Annotated in this window: 19 protein-coding genes and 2 pseudogenes; 10 read left to right on the top strand and 11 right to left on the bottom strand. The window is 70.2% G+C overall.

The window, feature by feature from the left end; translation table 11 throughout:
• A pseudogene (locus NL1_RS38085) lies at positions 1 to 605 on the top strand (hypothetical protein); the annotation flags it as partial.
• Positions 606 to 615: 10 nt separating this feature from the next.
• Here the strand turns inward: NL1_RS38085 and NL1_RS05775 are convergent.
• Positions 616 to 1,605 carry an alpha/beta fold hydrolase gene (locus NL1_RS05775; RefSeq protein WP_067835113.1) on the bottom strand — a complete coding sequence of 330 codons (990 nt, stop codon included), beginning with the start codon at positions 1,603 to 1,605 and terminating at the stop codon, positions 616 to 618.
• A 53-nt stretch (positions 1,606 to 1,658) separates the two neighbouring features.
• On the opposite strand from NL1_RS05775, the gene NL1_RS05770 reads away from it, so the two are divergent.
• Positions 1,659 to 2,507 carry an SDR family NAD(P)-dependent oxidoreductase gene (locus NL1_RS05770; RefSeq protein WP_067835111.1) on the top strand — a complete coding sequence of 283 codons (849 nt, stop codon included), beginning with the start codon at positions 1,659 to 1,661 and terminating at the stop codon, positions 2,505 to 2,507.
• 109 nt (positions 2,508 to 2,616) lie between these two features.
• Here the strand turns inward: NL1_RS05770 and NL1_RS05765 are convergent, their stop codons facing one another.
• A complete protein-coding gene (locus tag NL1_RS05765; protein WP_067835109.1) occupies positions 2,617 to 3,306 on the bottom strand; it encodes a DUF8020 domain-containing protein in 690 nt (229 codons plus the stop codon).
• 191 nt (positions 3,307 to 3,497) lie between these two features.
• Here NL1_RS05765 and NL1_RS05760 point away from each other — a divergent pair, with 191 nt between their 5' ends.
• Genes NL1_RS05760 through NL1_RS05740 form a run of 5 tightly spaced genes read left to right on the top strand, consistent with a single transcriptional unit; the run spans position 3,498 to position 8,630 of the window.
• Positions 3,498 to 4,619, top strand: a complete 1,122-nt coding sequence (locus tag NL1_RS05760) for an ABC transporter ATP-binding protein (protein ID WP_067835107.1) — start codon at positions 3,498 to 3,500, stop codon at positions 4,617 to 4,619.
• A gap of 44 nt (positions 4,620 to 4,663) precedes the next feature.
• Complete coding sequence (locus NL1_RS05755; protein WP_067835105.1) at positions 4,664 to 6,025, top strand: ABC transporter substrate-binding protein; 1,362 nt, start codon at positions 4,664 to 4,666, stop codon at positions 6,023 to 6,025.
• Positions 6,022 to 6,870, top strand: a complete 849-nt coding sequence (locus NL1_RS05750) for a metallophosphoesterase (protein WP_067835103.1) — start codon at positions 6,022 to 6,024, stop codon at positions 6,868 to 6,870. The genes NL1_RS05755 and NL1_RS05750 overlap by 4 nt, the downstream gene beginning before the upstream one ends.
• A gap of 4 nt (positions 6,871 to 6,874) precedes the next feature.
• The gene (locus NL1_RS05745; protein ID WP_067835101.1) at positions 6,875 to 7,828 is read left to right on the top strand and encodes a carbohydrate ABC transporter permease; all 954 of its coding nucleotides are present in this window, start codon (positions 6,875 to 6,877) and stop codon (positions 7,826 to 7,828) included.
• Positions 7,821 to 8,630, top strand: coding sequence for a carbohydrate ABC transporter permease (locus NL1_RS05740; protein WP_067835099.1), 810 nt, complete (start codon positions 7,821 to 7,823; stop codon positions 8,628 to 8,630). Before NL1_RS05745 ends, NL1_RS05740 begins: the two co-directional genes overlap by 8 nt.
• A 30-nt stretch (positions 8,631 to 8,660) precedes the next feature.
• On the opposite strand, the pseudogene NL1_RS05735 reads toward NL1_RS05740, so the two are convergent.
• The 5 genes and pseudogenes from NL1_RS05735 to NL1_RS05715 form a co-directional block, all read right to left on the bottom strand.
• Positions 8,661 to 9,575, bottom strand: a pseudogene (locus NL1_RS05735) (LysR family transcriptional regulator).
• 101 nt (positions 9,576 to 9,676) lie between these two features.
• Positions 9,677 to 9,910: a preprotein translocase subunit SecG gene (gene secG / locus NL1_RS05730; protein ID WP_067835097.1), complete on the bottom strand. Its 234-nt coding sequence runs from the start codon at positions 9,908 to 9,910 to the stop codon at positions 9,677 to 9,679.
• 64 nt (positions 9,911 to 9,974) lie between these two features.
• Positions 9,975 to 11,585 (bottom strand): MFS transporter, encoded by a 1,611-nt coding sequence (locus NL1_RS05725; RefSeq protein WP_156094677.1) that lies wholly within the window; start codon positions 11,583 to 11,585, stop codon positions 9,975 to 9,977.
• Positions 11,570 to 12,118, bottom strand: coding sequence for a hypothetical protein (locus NL1_RS05720; protein ID WP_174553393.1), 549 nt, complete (start codon positions 12,116 to 12,118; stop codon positions 11,570 to 11,572). The genes NL1_RS05725 and NL1_RS05720 overlap by 16 nt, the downstream gene beginning before the upstream one ends.
• Before the next feature lie 402 nt (positions 12,119 to 12,520).
• Positions 12,521 to 13,102 carry a TetR/AcrR family transcriptional regulator gene (locus tag NL1_RS05715; RefSeq protein ID WP_067835094.1) on the bottom strand — a complete coding sequence of 194 codons (582 nt, stop codon included), beginning with the start codon at positions 13,100 to 13,102 and terminating at the stop codon, positions 12,521 to 12,523.
• 429 nt (positions 13,103 to 13,531) lie between these two features.
• Here NL1_RS05715 and NL1_RS05710 point away from each other — a divergent pair, with 429 nt between their 5' ends.
• Both NL1_RS05710 and NL1_RS05705 read left to right on the top strand, forming a co-directional pair.
• Complete coding sequence (locus NL1_RS05710; RefSeq protein WP_162272689.1) at positions 13,532 to 15,781, top strand: WD40 repeat domain-containing protein; 2,250 nt, start codon at positions 13,532 to 13,534, stop codon at positions 15,779 to 15,781.
• A 206-nt stretch (positions 15,782 to 15,987) separates the two neighbouring features.
• Positions 15,988 to 16,782, top strand: coding sequence for an META domain-containing protein (locus NL1_RS05705; RefSeq protein WP_067835115.1), 795 nt, complete (start codon positions 15,988 to 15,990; stop codon positions 16,780 to 16,782).
• Between the two features lie 421 nt (positions 16,783 to 17,203).
• Here the strand turns inward: NL1_RS05705 and tpiA are convergent, their stop codons facing one another.
• From tpiA to gap, 3 genes are read right to left on the bottom strand one after another with little or no spacing between them, the layout of a single operon-like run.
• Entirely contained in the window at positions 17,204 to 17,989 is a 786-nt protein-coding gene (gene tpiA, locus NL1_RS05700; protein ID WP_067835090.1) for a triose-phosphate isomerase, read from the bottom strand.
• A gap of 3 nt (positions 17,990 to 17,992) precedes the next feature.
• Complete coding sequence (locus NL1_RS05695) at positions 17,993 to 19,207, bottom strand: phosphoglycerate kinase (RefSeq protein ID WP_067835088.1); 1,215 nt, start codon at positions 19,205 to 19,207, stop codon at positions 17,993 to 17,995.
• Positions 19,208 to 19,212: 5 nt separating this feature from the next.
• Positions 19,213 to 20,232 (bottom strand): type I glyceraldehyde-3-phosphate dehydrogenase, encoded by a 1,020-nt coding sequence (gene gap, locus NL1_RS05690; RefSeq protein WP_067835086.1) that lies wholly within the window; start codon positions 20,230 to 20,232, stop codon positions 19,213 to 19,215.
• Positions 20,233 to 20,612: 380 nt separating this feature from the next.
• On the opposite strand from gap, the gene NL1_RS05685 reads away from it, so the two are divergent.
• Entirely contained in the window at positions 20,613 to 21,239 is a 627-nt protein-coding gene (locus tag NL1_RS05685; RefSeq protein WP_067835084.1) for a GNAT family N-acetyltransferase, read from the top strand.
• A 113-nt stretch (positions 21,240 to 21,352) separates the two neighbouring features.
• Here the strand turns inward: NL1_RS05685 and whiA are convergent.
• The coding region (gene whiA / locus NL1_RS05680) for a DNA-binding protein WhiA (RefSeq protein ID WP_067835082.1) at positions 21,353 to 21,856 on the bottom strand (504 nt) is incomplete at its 5' end.

Here is a 21,856-nt window from a genome sequence, read left to right as displayed (position 1 = left end):
CCGCCGATATCGCCCCCGCACCGCGCGCGGCGACCCCGGCCGAGGCCCTCGGCCTCGACGTCGGCAGCGTCCGTTCCGCCTGCACCGGGAGCGCCGCGGCGGGCAGCGCCGCACTCGCCCTCGGGTCTGCACTCGGCAGCGGCGGCAGCGGTCTCGTGGGTCCGGGCCTCGTCGGCTTCGGCTCCAGCGGCTTCGCGCTCGGCAGCTCGACGGGCAGCGGCCTCGTCGGGCCCGGTTCCAGCGGTTCGGCGCTCGGCAGCGCCGCGGGTAGCGCCTTCGGCAGCGGCGCCCTGCTCACCTGCCTCCTGCTGCTGCCGATGGCACCACCCACGCCCGGCATTCCGCTCCGCCTCGACCCGCCGATTCCCCTTCCGATCCCGCAGGCCACGGCCGAACCCGTTCCGGCACAGGCTCCCGCACCGGAGCCCGCGCCGCAGACGGTCCAGGCGCGTCCACCGCAAGCGACCGAGCCGCCGCCTGTCGAACCCACCGCCGACGGCCTCGCCTGGAACCTCCTGGAACTCATGACGGTCCTGGTGATCACCGTGCTGACCGCTGTCCGCGCCCGGGTTGTCGCCGGTCGCGTCCCGGCGCTGCCGCGATGATCCGGCGGTGTCAGGCCGGGACGTCGGCCGCCGCGGGCGCCAGGTCGGCGAGGTGCGCCGTGATCAGCGCGTTCACCTCGTCGCTGCGCTCGAGCTGGACCAGGTGCCCGGCGTCGGGAACCTTCGTCACCGCGCGCAGGTCCGGCACGTACTCGCGCAGCGTCCCCAGCGGATCGCGCCCGCTGAAACCCTCCATGTCCGGATCGCGTTCGCCGTAGAGGAAGTAGGTGGGCACGGTCACCCGCGCATCGGCGTAATCGGCCGTGAGCGACCAGTTCCGGTCCAAGTTGCGATACCAATTGAGCCCGCCGGTGAAGCCCGTGCGCTCGAAATCGGCCGCCAGGGTGGCGAATTCGTCCTCGGAGAGCCAGCGCCACGGCAGCGCGGGAGCCTCGGGGAGCACATCGAGGTAGCCGGTGCCTTCGGCGGGGAAGCGCCACGTGTCCAGGTAGTGGTAGTCGGCGCTGAGCGAATAGTAGACGCGGGCGAGGAATTCGCGCGGCCGGGCCGCGAGTTCGGCGTCGGCGACGCCGGGCCGCTGAAAGTAGTCCAGGTGCAGGAAATGGCGCGCGGCCGCTTTGGCCCACAGCTCCGACGGTGCCCGCGGCGGCCGCGGCGCGTAGGGGTTGTTCAGCACGATCAGGCCCGCGACGCGCTCGGGTACGCGCAGCGCCAGCTCCCACACCAGGGCGGCGCCGAAATCCAGGCCGACGAACACCGCGCGCTCGGCGCCGATGTCGTCGAGCAGGTCGAGCAGATCGTCGGCGACGGCCTGATTCGTGTACTCCGCCGGGTCGTCGGGCGCCTCCGTCCGGCCGTATCCGCGCAGGTCGGGCGCGAGGGCGCGGTACCCGGCCGCGGCGACCGCGGCCAGCTGCCGATGCCAGACGAACCAGGTGTGCGGGAAACCGTGACAGAACACCACGGGATGGCCGCTGCCCTGTTCGGCGACGTGCATCCGGGTACCGTTGGTGGTCACGAACCGATGCGTCGGCTCCATTTCGCCTCCAAATATAGAACGCGTTCTATATTTCACGGTAATGTCCGGGAGTCGTGAGCGGAATACCTCGAGAACTCCACGGCCGGGTCGCGGTCGTCACCGGCGCGAGCCGCGGCATCGGCAAGGGCATCGCGCTGGAACTGGGCGCGGCGGGCGCGACGGTGTACATCACCGGCCGGTCGGCCACGGCGGGCCGACTACCCGGCACCGTGCACGACACGGCGGCCGAGATCGACGCGCTCGGCGGACGCGGCATCCCCTTCGTCTGCGATCACCGCGACGACGACGCCGTGCAGCGCTTGTTCGAACGGGTCCGCGCCGAGCACGGGCGGCTGGACGTGCTGGTGAACAACGTCTACAACTCCCCCGCCGCCGCCCGCTGGCTCGGCAAACCGTTCTGGGAGGTGCCGCCGTCGGCCTGGGACGAGACCTTCGACGTCGGCGTCCGATCCCATTACGCGGCGGGCTTTTTCGCCGCGCCGCTGCTGATCGGCTCCGGCGGGCTCCTCGTCAACGTCTCGTCGCCGGGGTCGCAGCGGTACATGCACAACGCGGTCTACGGCGTGGCCAAGACGGCATTGGATCGGCTCACCGCGGACATGGCGCGCGATCTCGCCGACACCGAGGTCACCGTGGTCTCGCTGTGGCCGGGCATCGTGGACACCGAACTGCTGCAATTGGTCCCCGCCGACGCCGACGGACGGCGCCTGGTCACCCTGCCCGGCGAGGGCACCTTCGATCTCGCCGTCGCCGAGACGCCGCGTTTCCCCGGGCGAGCCGTGGTGGCGCTGGCCGCCGATCCGCGACGACGCGCTCGCACCGGACGGGCCTGGCGGGTGGCCGACCTCGCCGACGAGTACGGCTTCACCGATGTCGACGGACGGGTGCCGCGCAACGACTGACCTGCGGCCGCGAGCGAAGGCGCGGTCATCACCACCGCTGTCCTCGGCCTGACGGTCGCCGCGGCGCTGGTCGTGACGCGCGAGCGAACGCGCGCCACGACCGCCGAGATCACTTCTTCGGGAACGGAGTGTTGATCGTCGTGAAGTACTGGGCCGCGGCCAGGACGGCGACGGGCGCGGTCACCAGCAGCTGACCCGCGACGGTGCCGAGCGCGCCGATGGCGACGATGCCGCCGAGGCAGCCCACCGCCGCGGCGGGAATGAACGGACCGAACAGCCCGGCGATGGTCGCCGACGCCACGGTCGCGCCGGCGACGCCGCCGAGCACACAGCCGACGGCCGCACCGCCCAGCCCGCCGACCAGCGTCCCGATGGTGGCCCCCATGGAGATGGTGGACATCATCCGGCTCCAGGCCGCCTGCTCGCGCTCGTATTCCGACTTCCACGGCGCCTGATCCTCGAAGGGCAGCGCGACCGGCCGGTAGGTGGCGTGCGCCAGATCGAAGCGCGGTGTCAGGGTGGCCGAACGCCCGGCGATCTCGGCGGCGATGGGGAAGACGAAATCGTCCACGCGGAACGCCAATTCGGCGCCCGCGAGCACTGTCCCGTCCGCGGCGCGGATCTCGAACGTGCCGTCGTCGACCACCATCGAGCCCGCGTCGACGGTGACCACCGCGGACGTTTCGGTGGCGGTGGCGGAGAATCCGACCGCATCGGATTCCGGTGCGGCGGCCGCGGGCGCGGCGCCGAGGGCGAGCGCGGCCGTCAGTAGCGCGCAGGTCGCGAGTGTGCTTCTCATGGGGGTCTCCTCTGGTCGTCGGGTCGGCGCCCGGCGCGCCGACGCCGGCGAGAAGACCGTCCCTCGCCGCACGTCCGGGAGGCGGTCGGCGGCGGGACATGATTCGCGCGATCGGCATCTCCTATCGCCCGCCGCCCTACCCGGTCCGCCGCCCGAGACTCGACAGGTCTCGGTGCGAGAGGAGGACCCGGATGGCCCGGCTACAGATCGACGCGGTGTCGAAACGCTTCGGCGCGACCGATGCGGTGCGCGCGGTGTCCCTGGACATCGCCGACGGCGAATTCATGGTGCTGCTCGGGCCGAGCGGATGCGGCAAGTCGACGCTGCTGCGCCTGATCGCCGGTCTGGAGACCCCGACGTCCGGACGCGTCCTGCTCGACGGTCGCGACATCACCGACGCGGCCCCGCAGCAACGGGATCTGGCCATGGTCTTCCAGAGTTACGCGCTGTACCCGCATCTCACGGTCGAACGCAATATCGCGTTCCCGCTGCGGGCCAGGCGCCTGCCGCGTGCCCGGATCGCCGAACGGGTCGCGGAGGTGGCCGCGGCGCTCGAACTGACTCCGCTGCTGCGCCGTCGCCCTGCCGCGTTGTCGGGCGGCCAGCGGCAGCGAGTCGCCCTGGCACGCGCCATGGTTCGCGATCCGGGAGCCTTCCTCATGGACGAGCCGCTGTCGAACCTGGACGCGAAACTGCGCAGCGCCACCAGGGCGGAGCTCATCGCCCTGCACCGCAGGCTCGGCGCGACGTTCCTGTACGTCACGCACGATCAGGTGGAGGCGATGACGATGGCCACCCGCATCGCGCTGTTCGAGGACGGCGCGCTGGCGCAGGTCGGCCCGCCCGAGGAGCTCTACGACCGGCCGCGGTCGACCTTCGTCGCCGGCTTCCTCGGCGCGCCACCCATGAATCTGCTTTCCGCCACCGTCACCGAGCGCGACGGTCGACTGCGTGTGGTCGCGGAGGGACTCAACGCCGCGCTCGGCATCGCGGCCGCCCACGGTGATCGGGAGGTCACCGTGGGCGTCCGTCCGGAGCGGTTGCGTGTGGCCGCGGGTGCCGGTGCGCTGCGCGGGCGCGTGACGATGGTGGAGAACCTCGGCAGCGAGGAGTTGCTGCACGTGGACGTCGGCGGGCAGCAGATCTGCGCGCGCGTCGCCCGGCCCGCCGAGGTCCGCGCAGGAGACGCCGTCGAACTCGACACCGCGCCCGCCGACCTGCACCTGTTCGATCGCACCACCGGCATGCGGCTGAGCTGGCAGGAGCCGCAGCACCTTTCGCCATCGGAAAACACCGCGCTGTCGGCCGTCTGACCCAGCGTGACGAACCCCGAACACCAGGAGCACCCGTGATACGCATGATCTCCGCCCTGGGCATCGCCCTGGCGACCACCCTGGCGGCCACCGCCTGCGGCGGACTCGGCAGCACGACGACCGAGGCGTCGTCGACTGGCCGCGTCCCGGAACTCGCGCCGGATCAACAGGTCTCGATCGTCTTCGAGTCCTACAACTACGGTCTGGCAGGCGCGTGGACCGACACCTTCGACGCGCTGCTCGCCGAATTCCGCGCCGCGCACCCGAACATCACGGTGACGGCGCAGAAACCGCAGGGCAACAGCCCGAATCCGGCCACCGACACCATCTCCAGCATCCAGAACCAGCTCGTGGCCGGTGCGCCGCCGGACGTCGCCCAGCTGGGCTTCAGCGACCTGGACTTCACCGTCGACGAGTTGCGCGCCAAACCGCTCGACACGCTGTTCGGCAAGGACGCGGTGCAGCGGAACTTCGACGGCGCCGAGCACGGCTACGCGCCGAGGGCGCGCACTCTTGCCGACTGGAACGGCTCGACCTACGGTGTCCCGTTCGTCTTCTCGACACCCGTGCTGTACTACAACGCCACGCTTTTCGCGCAGGCGGGGCTCGACCCCAACCGCCCGCCCGCGACCTGGCAGCAGGTGGCGGAGGCAGCCGCGGCGATCACCGCGGCGACCGGCAAGGACGGCGTGTACATCGACTGCCTGACCAAACCGGCCAAGGACTGGTGCTTCCAATCGCTGGTGCGTTCCAACGGCGGCCGGGTGCTCTCCGAGGATCGGCGCACCCTCACCTACGCCGAAGACGCCGCCGTCGAGGTGACCAGGATGGCGCAGGACCTGGTCCGCACCGGCGCCATGCCCGCGCTGAACCAGAAGCAGGGCTACGAGGCCTTCGGTCGCGGCGAGATCGGGATGATCCTGGAGACCAGCGCAATCCAGGGGCAGTTCGTGAAGGGCGCACAGGATCGGTGGGACCTGCGCTCGGCGCCGATGCCGAGCTTCGGCGGCAAGCCGACCGTGCCGACTAATTCCGGTGCCTCGCTGTACATTCTGTCCGAGGAGCCGGCCAAACAGCGGGCGGCCTGGCAGCTGATCGAGTTCCTCACCAGCGAGCGCGCCTACGTGCGCATCGCGCAGGGCATCGGGTATCTGCCGCTGCGCACCGGCCTGCTCGACGACGAGGACGGCCTGCGGGACTGGGCGCGCCGCAACCCGCTGCTGGCGCCGAACGTCGCCCAGCTGGCGACCATGGAGCCGTGGATCTCCATGCCGGGCAACAACTATCTGCAGATCCGTGACGGCATGATGGACGCGGTCGAGGCCGTGGTCTTCCAGGGCGCCGATCCGAAGTCCACCCTGAGCGCCGCGCAGGAGCAGGGCCGCAAACTTCTCCCGGTCGCATGAACGCCGTCACGATCATCCAGCTCACCGATATCCACCTGCGGCCGGAGGGCGAGCTCGTGCACGGCACGGTGGACACCTTCGCGACGCTGCGGCACACCCTGGACCGGCTGGTGGCCGCGAACCGCCGGGTCGACGCGCTGGTGCTCTCCGGCGACCTCGCCGACAACGGCGCACCGGAGGCGTACCGGCGACTGCGCGCGGCGGTCACCCCCGCCGCCGCCGCGCTCGGCGCCGAAATCGTCTACGCCATGGGCAATCACGACGAGCGGGTCGCGTTCGCGGCGCTACTTCTCGATCGTGCCGCCGACCCCGGCATCCCGCTCGACCACGTCGTCGACGTGCGCGGGCTGCGAATCATCGCGCTGGACAGCACGATTCCCGGCAGGCACCACGGGCGGCTGACGGAGACACAGCTCGACGGTCTGGCGGCGGAGCTGCGCACGCCCGCCCCGCGGGGAACGCTGCTCGTGGTGCACCACCCGCCGATCCCCTCCCCCGTGGCCGGACCCGACCTGCTGCGGCTGCACCGACCCGATCTGCTGGCCGAGGCGCTGACCGGCTCCGACGTCCGGATGATCGTGTGCGGCCACAACCACTCGACCGCCGCCGGTGCGCTGGCGGGCATTCCGGTGTGGATCGGGCCCGCGCTGTCGTATCGGGTCGATCCGTTCGCACCGGCGGGCAGGCACCGCGGCTTCGCCGGATCCGGCTTCAGCCGCATCGATGTGACGGCCGCGGGCGCGGTGGCGACGGCGGTGGAGACGACTCCCGCGCCGCCGGTCTACGACCGCGACGAGCAGGAGATCCTCGACCAGCTCGCGGCGCTCGGCGCGGAGCGGGGGTGACGCGATGTTCGTCGTGGAGCCGCCGCCCGTCGTGGAAACGCGGGCCGCCGACCGGCCGGTGCGCCGTGGCCGCTACGAAAAGGCTCGTCGCGCCGGACGTTTCGTCGTACCCTACCTGTATCTGGCGCCCGCCCTCGGGTTGCTGGTGCTGTGGACCTACCGTCCGCTGGTGCAGGCCGTCGAACTGTCCACCTACTCGTGGAATCTGCTGCCCACCTCCCCGATGCGGCCGGTGGGCACGGCCAACTACGAGCGGCTCGTCGAGCTGCCCGCCTTTCGGGACTCCCTGGCGCGCACGGCGCTGCTGATCGCGGGACTGGTGCCGTTCACGGTCCTGCTTCCGCTGGCGCTCGCCATGACCGCCCGGCGCGTGGGGGTCGGGGCGCGCACGCTCTACCAGGCGCTCGTCTTCATGCCGTTCCTCGTCGCCCCGGTGGCCGCGGCAGCGGTCTGGCGCTGGCTGCTGCATCCCGGCGGCGGGGCGGTCGACCGGATGCTGGGTTCCGGGCGCAACTGGGTCTACGACGCCGCGACCGCCCACCCGGTGATCATCGTCATCACCGGGTGGCAGCTGCTCGGCTTCGCGACGCTCGTGATCTCGGCGGGGTTGGCGAACATCGCTCCCGACTACACGGAGGCCGCCCGGGTGGACGGCGCGAGCCCGCGGCAGATCCGCCGGTGGATCACGCTGCCGCTGTTGTCGCCGACGCTGCTGTTTCTCGTCCTCACCACCGTCCTGCTCACGCCGACGCTGACCTTCCCGCTCATCGACTCGATGACCCAGGGCGGTCCGGCGCAGGCCACCACGAATGTCTATTACCTGCTGTGGGATTACGCGTTCCACAGTTTCGACGCCGGGCTGAGCGCGGCGGCGGGCGTGCTGCTGTTCGGCGGCTTCGCCGTGGTCGCCGGAGCTCTGGTGTGGTTCTCGGAAAGGCTGGCGTACCACGATGATTGAGCGTCTGCGCGGCGTCGGTCGCCATCTGCTGCTCGGCGGCGTCGCGATCGGCTGCGCGTTCCCGGTGTACTGGCTGTTCGCGACCGCGCTGCGGCGGCCGTCCGACGTGATGTCGCTGTCCCCCGTCCCGTGGCCGCTCTCGCTCGACAACTACGCCGACGCGGCCGAGAAAGTCGACCTGGCCGGGCTTTTCGTCAACACTACCGTGGTGGCGCTGTGCTCGGCGGCGGCGCAGCTGCTCGTCGCGCTGCTCGCCTCCTACGCCTTCACCATGTACGCCTTCCCGTTCCAGCGGGTGCTGTACCTGGCGTTCGTCGGCACCTGGCTGGTGCCTTTCCAGGTGACGATGCTGCCGAACTATGTGCTGCTCAACCGATTCGGGCTCATCGACACGCTGATCGGGGTGGTGCTGCCCACGCTGTGCTCCGCGCTGGCGGTGCTGCTGCTGCGCCAGCACATGGCGGGGTTCCCCGCCGAACTCGTCGCCGCGGCCAAGCTGGACGGCCGGTCGTCGTGGTCGATCCTGTGGACCGTCGTGGTGCCGAATCTGCGGCCCGCGCTGGCCGCGCTGGGCATCCTGCTGTTCGTCAACGCGTGGAACGAATACTTCTGGCCCGCGGTCGTTCTGCGCCGGTCGAACGGCGTGCTGCAACTGGGTCTGCGCAGCTTCATGGGCACCGAGGGCGAAGACTGGGGTCCGATGATGGCGGTGGCGAGCCTGGCATGCCTGCCCGTGCTGCTGCTGTACCTGGTGCTGCAACGCCAGATCACGAACGCCTTCGTCCGCTCCGGGCTGAAGTGAGCCGGAGGTGTTGTGACGACAGCAGATCGGTCAGACCGCCACCCTTTGCGCGTGCGGCGCGTCGATCGTGTCGAGGAACAGGCCCACCGCGGGGTTGGTCTCCTCGGCGCGCCACACCGCGAACAGATCGAGGGTCGGCACCGGATCCAGCAGCTTGACCGCCACGGCGCCGCTGTCCGGGCCGCCCATGTTCATCGACTGCGCCCGCGGCAGCGAGGCGAATCCGACGAACGGCCGCACCGAGACCATGTGCGCGGTCGCGCCGGGATCGTCGGCGGTCTGCGCCACATCCAGGCCGATCCGGTTGTCGGCGGCGGCGCGGAAGATCGAGTCGTACATCGCCGGGCACTGCTCACGGGCGAAGAGCACGCAGCGCTGCTCGGCCAGTTCGGCGAACCGCACCCCCGACCGTCCCTCCTACCGGTGCCCGCGCCCGACCACCGCGACCAGCGGAATACGTTGCAGCAGTGGGCGATACCGGAAATCTGCGGTGTGCGGATGGCCGTACACCAGGCCGACGTCGAGGGTACCCTCGCTCAGCGCGGCCAGTTGCGGGCCGGTGCGCTTCTCCCACAGCGAGACGGTGACGTCGGGGTGCTCGCGCGCCATCCTGGCCAGCGCGTCCGGCAGCACGTGCCTGCTCGCGGGCAGGTTGTATCCCACGTTCAGGCTGCCGGACCGTCCCGTTGCGGCGGCTTTGGTGATCTCAGCGGCACGACCGACTTGCGCGACGATCAGCCTGGCCTGTCCCTCGAATTCACGGCCCGCCGGGGTCAGCTTCACCTCGTGCGAATTCCGCGCCACCAGCTGCACACCGAGGGATTTCTCCAGCTTCTGCAGCTGCGCGCTGAGACTCGGCTGGGTCAGGTGTAGCCGCTGCGCGGCGCGACCGAAGTGCAGTTCCTCGGCCAACGCCAGGAACGACACCAGATGCCGGAGCTCCATACCGACTCCTTCCCGTGCTCGTCACGCTAACCGTGTCGAGTAACGGGAAGTGAATCGCGCGCCAACGTTCGCGGCAGGTCCGGTGACCGGCCGTCACCCGGTCAGGCGAACTTGATTTCCAAGCCGATGCCGAGGATGGCGATGACCCAGATGAGGCCGGTGAAGATGGTGACGCGGTCGAGGTTCTTCTCGACGACGGTGGAGCCGGACAGGCTCGATTGCACGCCACCGCCGAACAGGCTGGACAGGCCTCCGCCCTTGGCGCGGTGCAGCAGCACCAGCAGCACCAGCAGCACGCTGGTGATGATCAGGAGGATATCCAGGAACATCCGCATGGCGGTCAGTCTATGGGGTGCGTTCACCCTGCGCCTAATGGGGCTCGGCGGCGGGCCCAGCGCGCTACGGGCGGTCCACCCCGACCAAGTGGGTGATCTGGTCCTCGCCCGCACCGAACTCCGCCACCGCGTCCTCGCGCAGCTGGTCCTGCGCGGTCAGCCGCACCTGATGCTGCTGCATGTGCTCGGCCCATGAACGCACCACGAACGCCTCGACGTACCGGTCGACCACGCCGACATCGCGGTACAACCGCCACTCCATCGCGCCCGTGCGCTGGCGCGACCGGCCGACGAACGCCATCGCGCCGAGGAATTCCTCGACCCTCTCCTCCGGCACGTCGTAGCTCCGCAGCACCAGGACGGGACCGTCGTCGGGCTGCGGCTCCACCACCAGTTGCGGCTCCGGCCAGAACGCCGACGGCGTGTGGTCGAGTTCCTCGGCGTTGTGCCGGATCGGCAGCCACAGGCTGCTCACCGCGCTGCCCGCGAGCAGCGCCGCCGCGATGAGCAGCGCGGCGACCGAGTCGAGCGCGCCGGCCACCAGACCCCAGACCAGCGAGCCGATGGCCTGCCCGCCCATGAAGACCAGCATGTAGACCGAGAGCCCGCGGGCCCGCACCCAGGCGGGCAGCAGCAGCTGCATGGTGGAGTTCATCGTGGACATGGCCAGCAGCCAGGCCAGACCTGCGCCCACCAGCAGCACCAGCACCACCGCCACGGTGTGCAGCAGCGCCGCGCCCGCCGACGCCGCGCCGAACAGCACCGCGGCCGCGGTCAGCCGCTGCGTCGGCGTCAGCAGCGCACGGATCCGCGACAGCCCCGCCGCACCGAGCACGGCGCCGAGGCCCATCGCGCCGAGCATCAGGCCGTAGCCGGAGGCCGACAGGCCGAGCGAATCCCGCGCGATCACCGGAAGCAGCGCCCACAGCGCGCTCGCGGGGCCGATGAACAGGATCGATCGCAGCAGCACCCGACGGATCGCGGGCGCGGCCCTGATGAACCGGGTGCCCGCCTGCAGCGCGGCCAGCGGTCGCTCGGTGGGCAGCCGCCGATCGGTGACCGGCCTGCGCCAGACGGCCAGCACCGCGACGATCCCGCCGAAGGACAGCGCGTTGAGCGCGAACACCAGCGTCGGCCCGGACAGCGAGACCAGCACGCCCGCGACCGCGGGCCCCACCGCGCGGCCGATGTTGATGTTCATGCTGCCCAGCGCCGCCACCGACGGAATCTGTTCGCGCGGAACCAGTTCCGGCTGGATCGCCTGCCATGCGGGCGCGGTGAGTGCCTGCCCGCAGCCCAGCAGGAACAGCATGATGAGCAGTACCTCGGGCGTGGTCTGCCCGGTCGCGGTTGAGATCGCGAGCAGCGTCGCCAGCAACGCCATCGCGGATTGGGCACCGAGCAGCAGGCGACGGCGGTCCACCAGGTCGGCGATCACCCCCGAAGGAATGGCCAGCAGCATGACCGGCAGCGTGATCGCCGTCTGCACCAGCGACACCAGCGTCGCCGCGTTCGGCTCGTCGACGAGGATCCACTGCGCGCCGACCGTCTGCATCCAGGTGCCGAGATTGGACACCAATTGCGCGATCCACAGCGCCCGGTAGATCGGCGATCGCAGCGGCGCCCACGTGGAGAGCGGGGTCGTCGCGTCGGCGGTGGTCACTCCGCCGAGCATATCGCCGAGCGCCTACCCGCACGGTCCGGCGCATCCGCGGGGTGGCCGCGGGGCGACGCCGCAGCGAGCGCCCGGAGTGCGGGATCGGCGGCGATCCGCGCCGCGGCGTCGGGTCCCGGCGGATAGTGGCGGACGCCGACCAGCCACTCGCGGCGCAACTCCGGCAGGACGAGCTGCGTGGCGTCCCATTCGTTGACCGGGAAGCCGCGCCAATCCATCGCCGCCTCCTCGGGTCCGAAGGCCGGACCGTCGGATCGTCCCGCCGCCGTGAGCAGCGCCATCGTCTCCCCCAGGTAGTCGTTCCAGCGGGCGTAGGACGTCGCGAGCGCCGCCGAAGGCGCAACGTTCAACCGCAGCAGGCACACGCCGTGCGCCCATTGATCGTCGCCGAGCAGCAGATCCGCGGTCATCCGCACCCGCTGGCGGCGCAGCGCCCACCCCGGCCAGCACCACACCGGCGGACTGTCGCCGCACGCAATCCCGCTGCGCTCCATCTGCCCCACCATGGCGCAGTAGGCGGGCCGCCAATTCACGATCACCCGATCCCACGACGCCCGGTAATGTCCCCGGCTCCGGAGCGCCGCAACCACTTCCGGCGCTTGCAATGTCCACACCCGCACTCGCACTCCCCCATCTGGTTCACCCCGGCAGCCGATTTCGCCCTGTCGACCCAGCTCCGCGATTCGGTACCTGGCATCTTGCCGGTGCCGACGGAAGAAGCGAAGTCGATTTCGGCAGGGCCGAGGGGAATCGCCGTGCTGCCTGCACCAAGCCTTCGATCCTGAAGGTTAACCGTCCGCGTAATCGAGACCGATCATTCCAATATGAGCGCGCAGCGAACGCGACACTCGGCTATAGACCGCACGGCGGTCTCGTTGATGTCCATCAGGGTGTCGAGGCCCGAGGCCCCGCCGAGTACGCGCAGCCGTACGGACTCAGCCCAGTATCGACGCGACCACCCGGCCCGCGTCCCGCAGGCGGGTGGCGGTGTCCGGCGCGCGTTCGAGTACCCAGACTCCCTGCAAGAAGACCAGAAGGAAGCGGGCCATGGCGCGCGGGTCCGCGCCGGGGGCCAGTTCCCCCTGCGCTCGGGCGCGGGCCAGTGCGGAGGCCAGTGCGGTTTCCGTGCGCGCCCAACTGGATTCGACCAGCCGGGCGACCTCGGCATCGCGGGCGGCGAGCTCGACCGCGGCATTGGTGACCAGGCAGCCCAGGAATCGATTCTCCGAACAGGACTCGGTCACGAACCGGTCGATCAGACCCCTGACCGCGGGCAGCGCCGGACCCGGACGGGCCAATTCCGCCGTGACCAGCGCGTCGACGACCTCCACATGGCGTTGCAGCGCTTTCATGAAAAGCTCGTGTTTGCAGCCGTAGGTCGCGTAGATGCAAGCCCTGGCAATGCCGAGGTGCTCCGTCAGATCCGCAATCGAAGTCGCCTCGTAGCCGTGCTGCCAGAACAGTTGCAGTGCGCGGTCCAAGACCACATCCGGATCGAATTCCTTGGTACGCGCCATATTTCGAGCATATCAGGGGCTATTTCGACTGATCGGTCAAATATCCACTACTACGAGCCCTCATCCCCGACAGCAGAACAGGACACCTGATGAAGAAGCTCGTCGTTGTCGCCGCCGCGACCGCAGGACTCGTCGTGCCGGTGGGCTCGGCCGCCGCGGAATCTGTTGCCCACCTGCCGCTACGACGTCGGCCGCGACTCCCGTGGGTTCCTCGGCGCAGGATGTGTTCTGCGCCGTCATCGAATTCATGAAGGGCGACTGGACGGGCCGTCCGGCCGACTGCTCGTTCTGATGCGCCGGACCGCCCTCGCGGAAATGCCTGACAGTAAAGGAATCCCGCAGGGCCATCGGACGCCGCGCCGCCGCTGCCCTGACCCTCGAGCCTCTGGATCGTGGGTGTGGAAGGTGCGAGCACCTACGATGCTGATCGTGTCTGATGGTGTGCGTCACGGCGGTTCGGATGCCGGGCCGGTCGAGCAGGGTTCCTGGTGGACGGATCCGGCGTTGCTGGTGCGTGGGGATTTCGAGAACGTGTGGGGGCTGCTGGATTCGGCGCCAGACGCTCGGGCTCGCTCGGTGGCGGCGGTGTATCGGGCCTCGGCACATCTGCACCGTGACGCTTCGCCGACAGTGCGTCGGCAACTGCTGGCGCTGGACGCCGCCCGGTACGGACACCGGGGGCTGGCCGCCCGAATCACCGCCGTACCTGTGGACGAGGGAGAACACGCGCGGTGGGGGGTGGAGTGGGCCACTGCCAGCCAGGTCGATTCCCGTTTTCGATACGCCCTGACCGGCTGGAAGGTGCCGTCTGTGGCGACAGCCGTGGCGGACGGCCGTGCCATCGCCATGGGCCCGTCGTGGAGCGGCGGCAACAACGGCAAGACACTTCGGGTGTGGGACCTGATGACCGGCGAGCAGGTCGGCGAGCCCTTGGCCGGCCACGACGGTTTGGTTCGAGCGGTGGCGACGGGAGCGATGAACGCGCGCCCTGTTGCCATCACCGGAAGCGAGGACGGAACGGCGCGGGTGTGGGACCTGACGACCGGCGAGCAGCTCGGCGACCCGCTCACCGGCCACGACGGCTGGGTGCTGTCCGTGTCGACGGCCCTGGTGGACGGCCGCCTCGTTGCGGTCACCGGCGGTACCGACCACACGGCGCGGGTGTGGGACCTCGGCACCGGACGGCAGATCGGCGCTCCCTTGGCAGGCCACAGCCAATGGGTGGTGGCGGTGGCGACAGCCGTGGTGAACGGCCGTCCCGTCGCCGTCACCGGCAGCTGGGATGCCACGATCCGGATGTGGGACCTCGGTACCGGAGTTCAGATCTGTGACCCGCTGACCGGCCACACCGATCAGGTACTTGCGGTGGCGACGGCCGTGGTGGACGGTCGGCCGATCGCCGTCACCGGAAGCAATGACAAGACGGCAATGATGTGGGACCTCACCACCGGTAAGCGGCTCGGCGATCCGCTGATCGGCCACTTCCACAAGGTGGGGGCCGTCGCGGCAACCATGGTGGGTGGCCGCCCGGTCGCCCTCACCGGCGGCGGGGACGCCACGGCCCGGAGGTGGGACCTGACAACCGGCGAGCAGCTCGGCGACCCGCTGACCGGCCACACCGATCAGGTGGGCGCCGTGGCGGTGGCGGACGTGGACGGTATCCCCGTCGCCGTCACCGCCGGTGCGGTCACCGGTACCGATGACACGGTCCGCACGTGGAGTCTGAGGGAGCGCCGCCGGAACGCCGAACCCACAGAGGGGCACAGCGGCACCGTGGTCGCGGTGGCGATGGCGATGGTGGACGGGCGGTCGGTCGCCGTCACCGGCAGCGACGACGGCACGGCCCGCATGTGGGATCTCGCCGCCGGTGAGCGCATGGGCGCCCTCCTCACCGGCCACACCGGGGAGGTGCACACGGTGGCGGCCGGGACTGTCGACGGCCGCCCGGTCGCCGTCACGGGCGGCCACGACGCACTCCGGCTATGGGATCTGGCCACGGGTGATCCCCTCGGCGAACCGCTGACCGACCCCGACGGACCCACCATCGCGCGGGCCATGGCCATGGTGGACGGCCGCCTCCTGGCCGTCACCAGCGGCGGCTATCGCAGCGGCAGACCCATGCGGGTATGGGATCTGGCCACCCGCGAGCCGATCGGCGGATTCCCCGCGGGCCGCCGCCGCGGCTACGCCGACAAGGTGATCGCGGTGGCGTTGGGACAGCTGGACGGGCGGCCGATCGCTGTCACGGGCGCCGACGACCGAACAGTGCGGGTGTGGGACGTGACCACCGGAAAGCAGGTCGGTGAGCCTCAGATCGACCACGACTGCTCGGTGCGGGCAGTGGCCACGGCGGCGGTGGACGGCCGCCCGATCGTGGTCATCGGCAGCGACGACAAGACCGCGCGAACAGCGGACCTGACCACGGGCCTGCAGATCGGCGAACCTCTGCGCGGCCACACCGACGTGGTGTGCACGGTGGCCTCGGGCACGGTGGACGGACGCCCCGTCGCTGTCACCGGGAGCTGGGACGCCACGGTGCGCGTATGGGACATCCTGACGGGAGAACAGATCGGCGAGAAGCTGGTGTTCCCCGCGATGGTGAACGCGGTCGCGGTGACGCCGGATGGGCGCCTGGCAGTCGGATTCGGCACGGAGCTAGCCATCCTGGCCTCTCGCTGATGCCGGTAACGCCCACGACGCCATCGCCCGTGGTGCTTGCTCACCAGCCAATCGGTGTAGATGTCGTTGTCCATCACCGCCGAATAGACGGGTGTAGTAATAGGACCCGGGTCGAAGTGAGACAGCGATCGAAGAAGGAGGCCGAGGGGCCGACCGGCCGGAGCAGGATCCCGAGCGAGCGCCGCGGCGTCGGTAGCATCGCGCCCATGTCGTTCTCTCTCGTGCGATTCGCTCCGGTGCTGTTGCTCGCCTTCGCTCTCGCCGCCTGCTCCAGCGGCGACGACAGCGGGCCCGCCGAGCCCGCGGCCACACCGATGGGGCGCACGTTCTTGTCGACCGAGGTACAGGGGCAGGCGATTCCCGGGGGTGGGCCGCTCACACTGCAGTTCGCGGACGGCAGGGTCACCGCGAACGCGGGATGCAACACCATCTCGGGGGCGGTGACGTTCGACGACAACGTGCTGCGGGTCGAGGAACTGGCGAGCACGCTGATCGGTTGTCCCGGCGAGCTCGCCGACGCCGATCGCTGGGTTGACACGCTGCTGAATTCCGCGCCGACCTGGAAACTCGACGGTGACACCCTGACGTTGCAGAACAACGAGCAGACCGTCACGCTGCTGGACAAGAAGGTCGCCCGGCCGGACAAGCCGTTGCGCGGCACCACCTGGGTGGTGAACGGGCTCATCACGCCGGACGCGCACGTCCGGTCGCAGGCCATCGACGACGCGAAGCCGACGCTGGTGATCGCCGAGGACGGCGCCGTCTCCGGTTCCGCGGGCTGCAACCGGCTGACCGGCACGGCCACCGTCGAGCCCGGCCAGGACGGCGAGAAGGTCACCTTCCGGCTGGGCACCACCAAGATGATGTGCCCGCCGGAAGTGATGGAGGTGGAGACCGCGGTGCTGCGGGCGCTCGACGGGACGACCACCGCCACCATCGACGCCGACGTCCTCACCCTGCGCAACGACAATGGGCACGGTCTGACCCTGACCGCCCGCTGATAACTTCCGCGTGCGGATCACCCGGTCCGCGATCATCTCCGCTTCTCCCGGCAGGTAAGTACAGCTCCCTCACCACCCGATCCATCGACTCCAGCCGGATCGTGGTGCGCTTCGGAAGTGTCCGACCGACCGTGGAACGCACGGAAATCCTTGTCGGCCTTGGTGATCGGAGCCTGCCGATCATCACACGCGAACCGTGTCACCGGCCGCCGCACGGTTTCGCCACGAACGAAACAGCGCCGCCCAAAACACCGCGCCGTCTCACACAGCGTCGTCGAAACACCGCGCCACCTGAACACAGCGCCACCCGAACACAGCGCCACCCGAACGAAAGGCCCGGCATCGCACACGCGATACCGGGCCGTTCGATCGAGCGTCAGGGCGACGCCCGCGATATCTCAGGGCAACGCCCTCCGATATTTCAGGGCAGCGGGCCGCCCGCGGCGATCGCGGAGAGGGTGGCGAACTCGTCACCCTTCAGCGACGCGCCGCCGACCAACGCACCGTCGATGTCGGGCTGACCGACGAGCTCACCGACATTCTTGGCGTTGACCGAACCGCCGTAGAGCACCCGCACCTCCATGGCGACCTCGGGCGAAGCCAGCTCGCCCAGCTCGGCACGGATGGCGCCGCACACCTCCTGCGCGTCGGCGGGGGTGGCGACCTTGCCGGTGCCGATGGCCCACACCGGCTCGTAGGCGATGACGACCTTCGAGATCTCCTCGGCCGTCAGGCCTTTCAGCGAACCGCGCAGCTGCTCGAGGTTGTACTCGACGTGCGTGCCCGCCTCGCGGACGTTCAGGCCCTCGCCGATGCAGACGATCGGCGTGATGCCGTGCTTCAGCGCCTGCTTGGCCTTGGCCAGCACGGTGGCGTCGTCCTCGTTGTGGTACTGCCGCCGCTCCGAGTGCCCGACCACCGCGAAGGAGCAGCCGAGCTTGGCCAGCATGCCGCCGCTGATCTCACCGGTGTAGGCGCCCGAGTCGTACACGGAGACGTCCTGCGCACCGTAGGTGAGCAGCAGCTTGTCGCCCTCGACGAGGGTCTGCACGCTGCGGATGTCGGTGAACGGCGGGATGACCGCGACGTCGACCTTGGCGAAGTACTTCTCCGGCAGCGCGAAGGCGATCTTCTGCACCAGGGCGATGGCCTCGAGGTGGTTGAGGTTCATCTTCCAGTTGCCCGCGATGAGCGGTTTACGTGCCATGGGTCAGGCCTCCAGAACGCTGATGCCGGGGAGTTCCTTGCCCTCCAGGTACTCCAGCGACGCGCCGCCGCCGGTGGAGATGTGCGAGAAACCGTCCTCGGGCAGCCCGAGCGCGCGCACGGCCGCGGCCGAGTCGCCGCCGCCGACCACGGTGAACGCCCCCTTGCCGGTGGCGGTGACGATGGCCTCGGCGACCCCGCGGGTGCCCGCGGCGAAGTTCGCGAACTCGAACACGCCCATCGGGCCGTTCCAGAACACCGTCTTCGCCTCGGTGAGCAGCGCCGCGAAACGGTCGACCGACTCCGGACCCACGTCCAGGCCGAGCCAGCCGTCCGGAATCTCGTTGGCGGGCACGACCTTCGAGTCGGCGTCGGCAGCGAACTTGTCCGCCACCACGATGTCGCGCGGCAGGTGGATGACGTCGCCGAAACGCTCCAGCAGGCCCTTGCAGGTGTCGATCATCTCTTCCTGGAGCAGCGAGGAGCCCACCGAAAGGCCCTGTGCCGCAAGGAAGGTGAAGCACATGCCGCCGCCGATCACCAGGGTGTCGACCTGCGGCGCGAGCGCCTCGATGACCGCCAGCTTGTCGGAGACCTTCGAGCCGCCGAGCACGACCGCGTACGGCCGCTCCGGGCTCTCGGTCAGCTTCGCCAGCACGTCGACCTCGGCCGCGACCAGCGTGCCCGCGTAGTGCGGGAGCAGCTTGGCCACGTCGTAGACCGAGGCCTGCTTGCGGTGCACGACGCCGAAGCCGTCGGAGACGAACGCGCCGTCGTCGCCGACCAGCTCGACGAGGGCCGCCGCGAGCTTGCCGCGCTCGGCCTCGTCCTTGCTGGTCTCGCGGGGGTCGAAGCGCACGTTCTCCAGCAGCAGCACGTCGCCGTCGGTGAGGCCCTCCGAGCGCGAGAGCGCGTCGTAGCCCACCACGTCACCGGCCAGCTGGACGTTGCGGCCGAGCAGCTCGGCCAGCTTCACGGCGACCGGGGCCAGCGAGTACTTCGCGTCCGGCTCGCCCTTCGGGCGACCGAGGTGCGCGGTGACGACCACCTTGGCGCCGGCCTGGACCAGCGCCTCGATGGTCGGCACCGAGGCGATGATGCGGCCCGGGTCGGTGATCTGGCCGTTGTCGTCGAGGGGAACGTTCAGGTCGGAGCGCACCAGCACGCCACGGCCCTCGACACCTTCGTTCAGGAGATCCTGAAGAGTCTTGACTGCCATGCCGGTCAGAGGCTCTTGCCGACGAGGCCGATGAGGTCGGCGAGGCGGTTGGAGTAGCCCCACTCGTTGTCGTACCAGGACACGACCTTCACCTGGTCGTCGATGACCTTGGTCAGCGGCGCGTCGTAGATCGACGAATGCGGGTCGGTGACGATGTCGGTGGAGACGATCGGGTCGGTGTTGTACTTCAGGATGCCCTTCAGCGGGCCCTCGGCGGCGGCCTGGTACGCGGCGTTGATCTCGTCGATGGTGGCCGACTTGCGCAAGGTCGCGGTGAGGTCGGTAACCGAGCCGGTCGGGACCGGAACGCGCAGTGCGTAGCCGTCCAGCTTGCCCTGCAGCTCGGGCAGCACCAGGCCGATGGCCTTCGCGGCGCCGGTGCCGGTGGGCACGATGTTCAGCGCGGCGGCGCGGGCACGACGCAGGTCGCTGTGCGGGCCGTCCTGCAGGTTCTGATCCTGGGTGTAGGCGTGGATCGTGGTCATCAGGCCACGCTCGATGCCGAACTCGTCGTTGAGGACCTTGGCGAGCGGGCCGAGGCAGTTGGTGGTGCACGAGGCGTTGGAGATGATGTTCTGGCTGCCGTCGTACTGGCTGTCGTTGACACCCATGACCACGGTCAGGTCCTCGCCCTTGGCAGGCGCGGAGATGATGACCTTCTTGGCGCCCGCCGCCAGGTGGCCCTTGGCCTTGGTGGCGTCGGTGAAGATGCCGGTGGACTCGACGACCACGTCGACGCCCAGGTCGCCCCAGGGCAGGGCGGCCGGGCCTTCCTTGATGGCCAGGGCCTTGATCCGCTGATCGCCGACCACGATGGTGTCGTCGCCGTCCAGCGAGACATCCTGCGGCAGACGGCCGAGGATCGAGTCGTACTTCAGCAGCGTGGCCAGGGTCGCGTTGTCGGTGAGGTCGTTGACCGCGACGATCTCGATATCGGTGGTGCCGAGCGCCTTCTGCGCCTCCACCGCCCGGAAGAAGTTACGTCCGATACGACCGAAGCCGTTGATGCCTACCCGGACTGTCACGTTATCGCTCCTCAGCTTTCAAGCGGATTCATTCCGATGCCTTACTCACACTAATGCCCTACCGTCACCTCTCCGACACGCACCTTGCTTGGTGAGCACCGCTCGAGGGTCGTGACCGGTGACGATCCGGCGGCCTGCCGGACAGCGGCGCGGCACGTCGCGGCCGGTTCCGGCCGCCGTTCGCGCCGCCGCCGCGGGAGCCCGGGCAACCGTAATCCCCCTCGACGGAATTCCGCATCTCGCGGAAGCCCAGCGCCCCAACGTGTTTCGCTCTCGAGCCGCGCGATGGCACGCCGATGACGCCCGCGCGAAGGTGCGACGCGGCGCATACCGGCCGAGGCAGCCGGAATGCGCCGGCCAATCTCGCGGGGCGCGGCAGTATGGATGCAGTGCATACCGAACAGTCGTCCCAGCCCTCTCCCACGACCGTGCGACCAGCGACTCTCTCGGACATATCCCGCGCCGCCCTGACCCTGGGCCGTGCCTTCGCCGACTACGCATGGACTCGCCACACCATCGACGCCCGCGACCACGACCAGCGTGTTCGCGGCATGCAGGAACTGTTTCTGACCCATATCGGCCTGCCGCACGGCCGGGTGTGGGTCGCCGACGAAGGCGCCGCCGTCGCCGTCTGGACCACCCCGGCCATCGACGCGGGCCCCGTCTTCGCCGAGCTCGCGCCGCGGTTCGCCGAGTTGTCCGGTGACCGCGCCGCCGCGTACGCCGCGGCCGAGGCCGCGCTCGCGCCGCACCGCCCGGTCGAACCCGTCTGGTTCCTCGGCGCCGTCGGCGTCGACCCGGACAGCCAAGGCCGCGGGCTCGGCGTCGCGGTGATCCGGCCCGGCCTGGAGGCCGCCGAGCGCGCCGGCGTGCCCGCCTTCCTGGAGACCTCCGAGAAACGCAACGTCGGCTTCTACGAGCGGCTCGGCTTCCGCGTCACCGCGACGGTGGAGATCCCGGACGGCGGTCCTGTCACGTGGGCCATGGTCCGCGATCCCGGTGCATGAACTCCGCGCAGGAGTGACGCCCCCTCGGATACCTGCGAATCCCGAGGTCCGTAAAGCACCACGCCCCGAGCGCCGGATATCGGCCCTCGGGGCGTGCGGCGACTCGAGCACTGTCAGGCGTCGTCGAGAAGCTCGGCGGTCACGGCGGATTCGGTGTCGGGCACGCCGAGTTCCTTGGCGCGCCGGTCGGCCATCGAGAGCAGGCGCCGAATCCGGCCCGCCACAGCGTCTTTCGTCATCGGCGGGTCGGCGAGCTGGCCGAGTTCCTCCAGCGACGCCTGGCGGTGCTGGACGCGCAGCTTGCCCGCCGCGGCCAAGTGATCGGGCACCTCGTCCCCGAGGATCTCCAGTGCGCGTTCGACCCGGGCGGCCGCGGCGACCGCGGCGCGCGCCGAGCGGCGCAGGTTCGCGTCGTCGAAGTTGGCCAGCCGGTTGGCGGTGGCGCGTACCTCGCGGCGCATCCGGCGCTCCTCCCAGGTGAGCCGGGTGTCCTGGGCGCCCATCCTGGTCAGCAGCGCGCCGATGGCCTCGCCGTCGCGCACCACGACGCGATCGGTGCCGCGCACCTCGCGCGCCTTGGCCGTGATGCCGAGCCTGCGCGCCGCGCCGACCAGCGC

It is taken from the genome of Nocardia lijiangensis NBRC 108240 (assembly GCF_001613045.1).
GTDB lineage: Bacteria > Actinomycetota > Actinomycetes > Mycobacteriales > Mycobacteriaceae > Nocardia > Nocardia lijiangensis.
The sequence above is the reverse complement of the archived record's forward strand: the minus strand, read 5'-3'. Positions and strand labels throughout refer to the sequence as shown.

Excerpts from the sequence above, each read along its gene's own strand:
- NL1_RS05745 (WP_067835101.1), top strand. The coding sequence starts at position 6,875 with ATGTTCGTCGTGGAGCCGCCGCCCGTCGTGGAAACGCGGGCCGCCGAC.
- NL1_RS05705 (WP_067835115.1), top strand. The coding sequence starts at position 15,988 with ATGTCGTTCTCTCTCGTGCGATTCGCTCCGGTGCTGTTGCTCGCCTTC.
- NL1_RS05755 (WP_067835105.1), top strand. The coding sequence starts at position 4,664 with ATGATCTCCGCCCTGGGCATCGCCCTGGCGACCACCCTGGCGGCCACC.
- NL1_RS05740 (WP_067835099.1), top strand. The coding sequence starts at position 7,821 with ATGATTGAGCGTCTGCGCGGCGTCGGTCGCCATCTGCTGCTCGGCGGC.
- NL1_RS05750 (WP_067835103.1), top strand. The coding sequence starts at position 6,022 with ATGAACGCCGTCACGATCATCCAGCTCACCGATATCCACCTGCGGCCG.
- NL1_RS05695 (WP_067835088.1), bottom strand. The coding sequence starts at position 19,207 with ATGGCAGTCAAGACTCTTCAGGATCTCCTGAACGAAGGTGTCGAGGGC.
- NL1_RS05765 (WP_067835109.1), bottom strand. The coding sequence starts at position 3,306 with ATGAGAAGCACACTCGCGACCTGCGCGCTACTGACGGCCGCGCTCGCC.
- NL1_RS05775 (WP_067835113.1), bottom strand. The coding sequence starts at position 1,605 with ATGGAGCCGACGCATCGGTTCGTGACCACCAACGGTACCCGGATGCAC.
- NL1_RS05760 (WP_067835107.1), top strand. The coding sequence starts at position 3,498 with ATGGCCCGGCTACAGATCGACGCGGTGTCGAAACGCTTCGGCGCGACC.
- NL1_RS05725 (WP_156094677.1), bottom strand. The coding sequence starts at position 11,585 with ATGCTCGGCGGAGTGACCACCGCCGACGCGACGACCCCGCTCTCCACG.
- secG (WP_067835097.1), bottom strand. The coding sequence starts at position 9,910 with ATGCGGATGTTCCTGGATATCCTCCTGATCATCACCAGCGTGCTGCTG.
- tpiA (WP_067835090.1), bottom strand. The coding sequence starts at position 17,989 with ATGGCACGTAAACCGCTCATCGCGGGCAACTGGAAGATGAACCTCAAC.
- NL1_RS05685 (WP_067835084.1), top strand. The coding sequence starts at position 20,613 with ATGGATGCAGTGCATACCGAACAGTCGTCCCAGCCCTCTCCCACGACC.
- NL1_RS05715 (WP_067835094.1), bottom strand. The coding sequence starts at position 13,102 with ATGGCGCGTACCAAGGAATTCGATCCGGATGTGGTCTTGGACCGCGCA.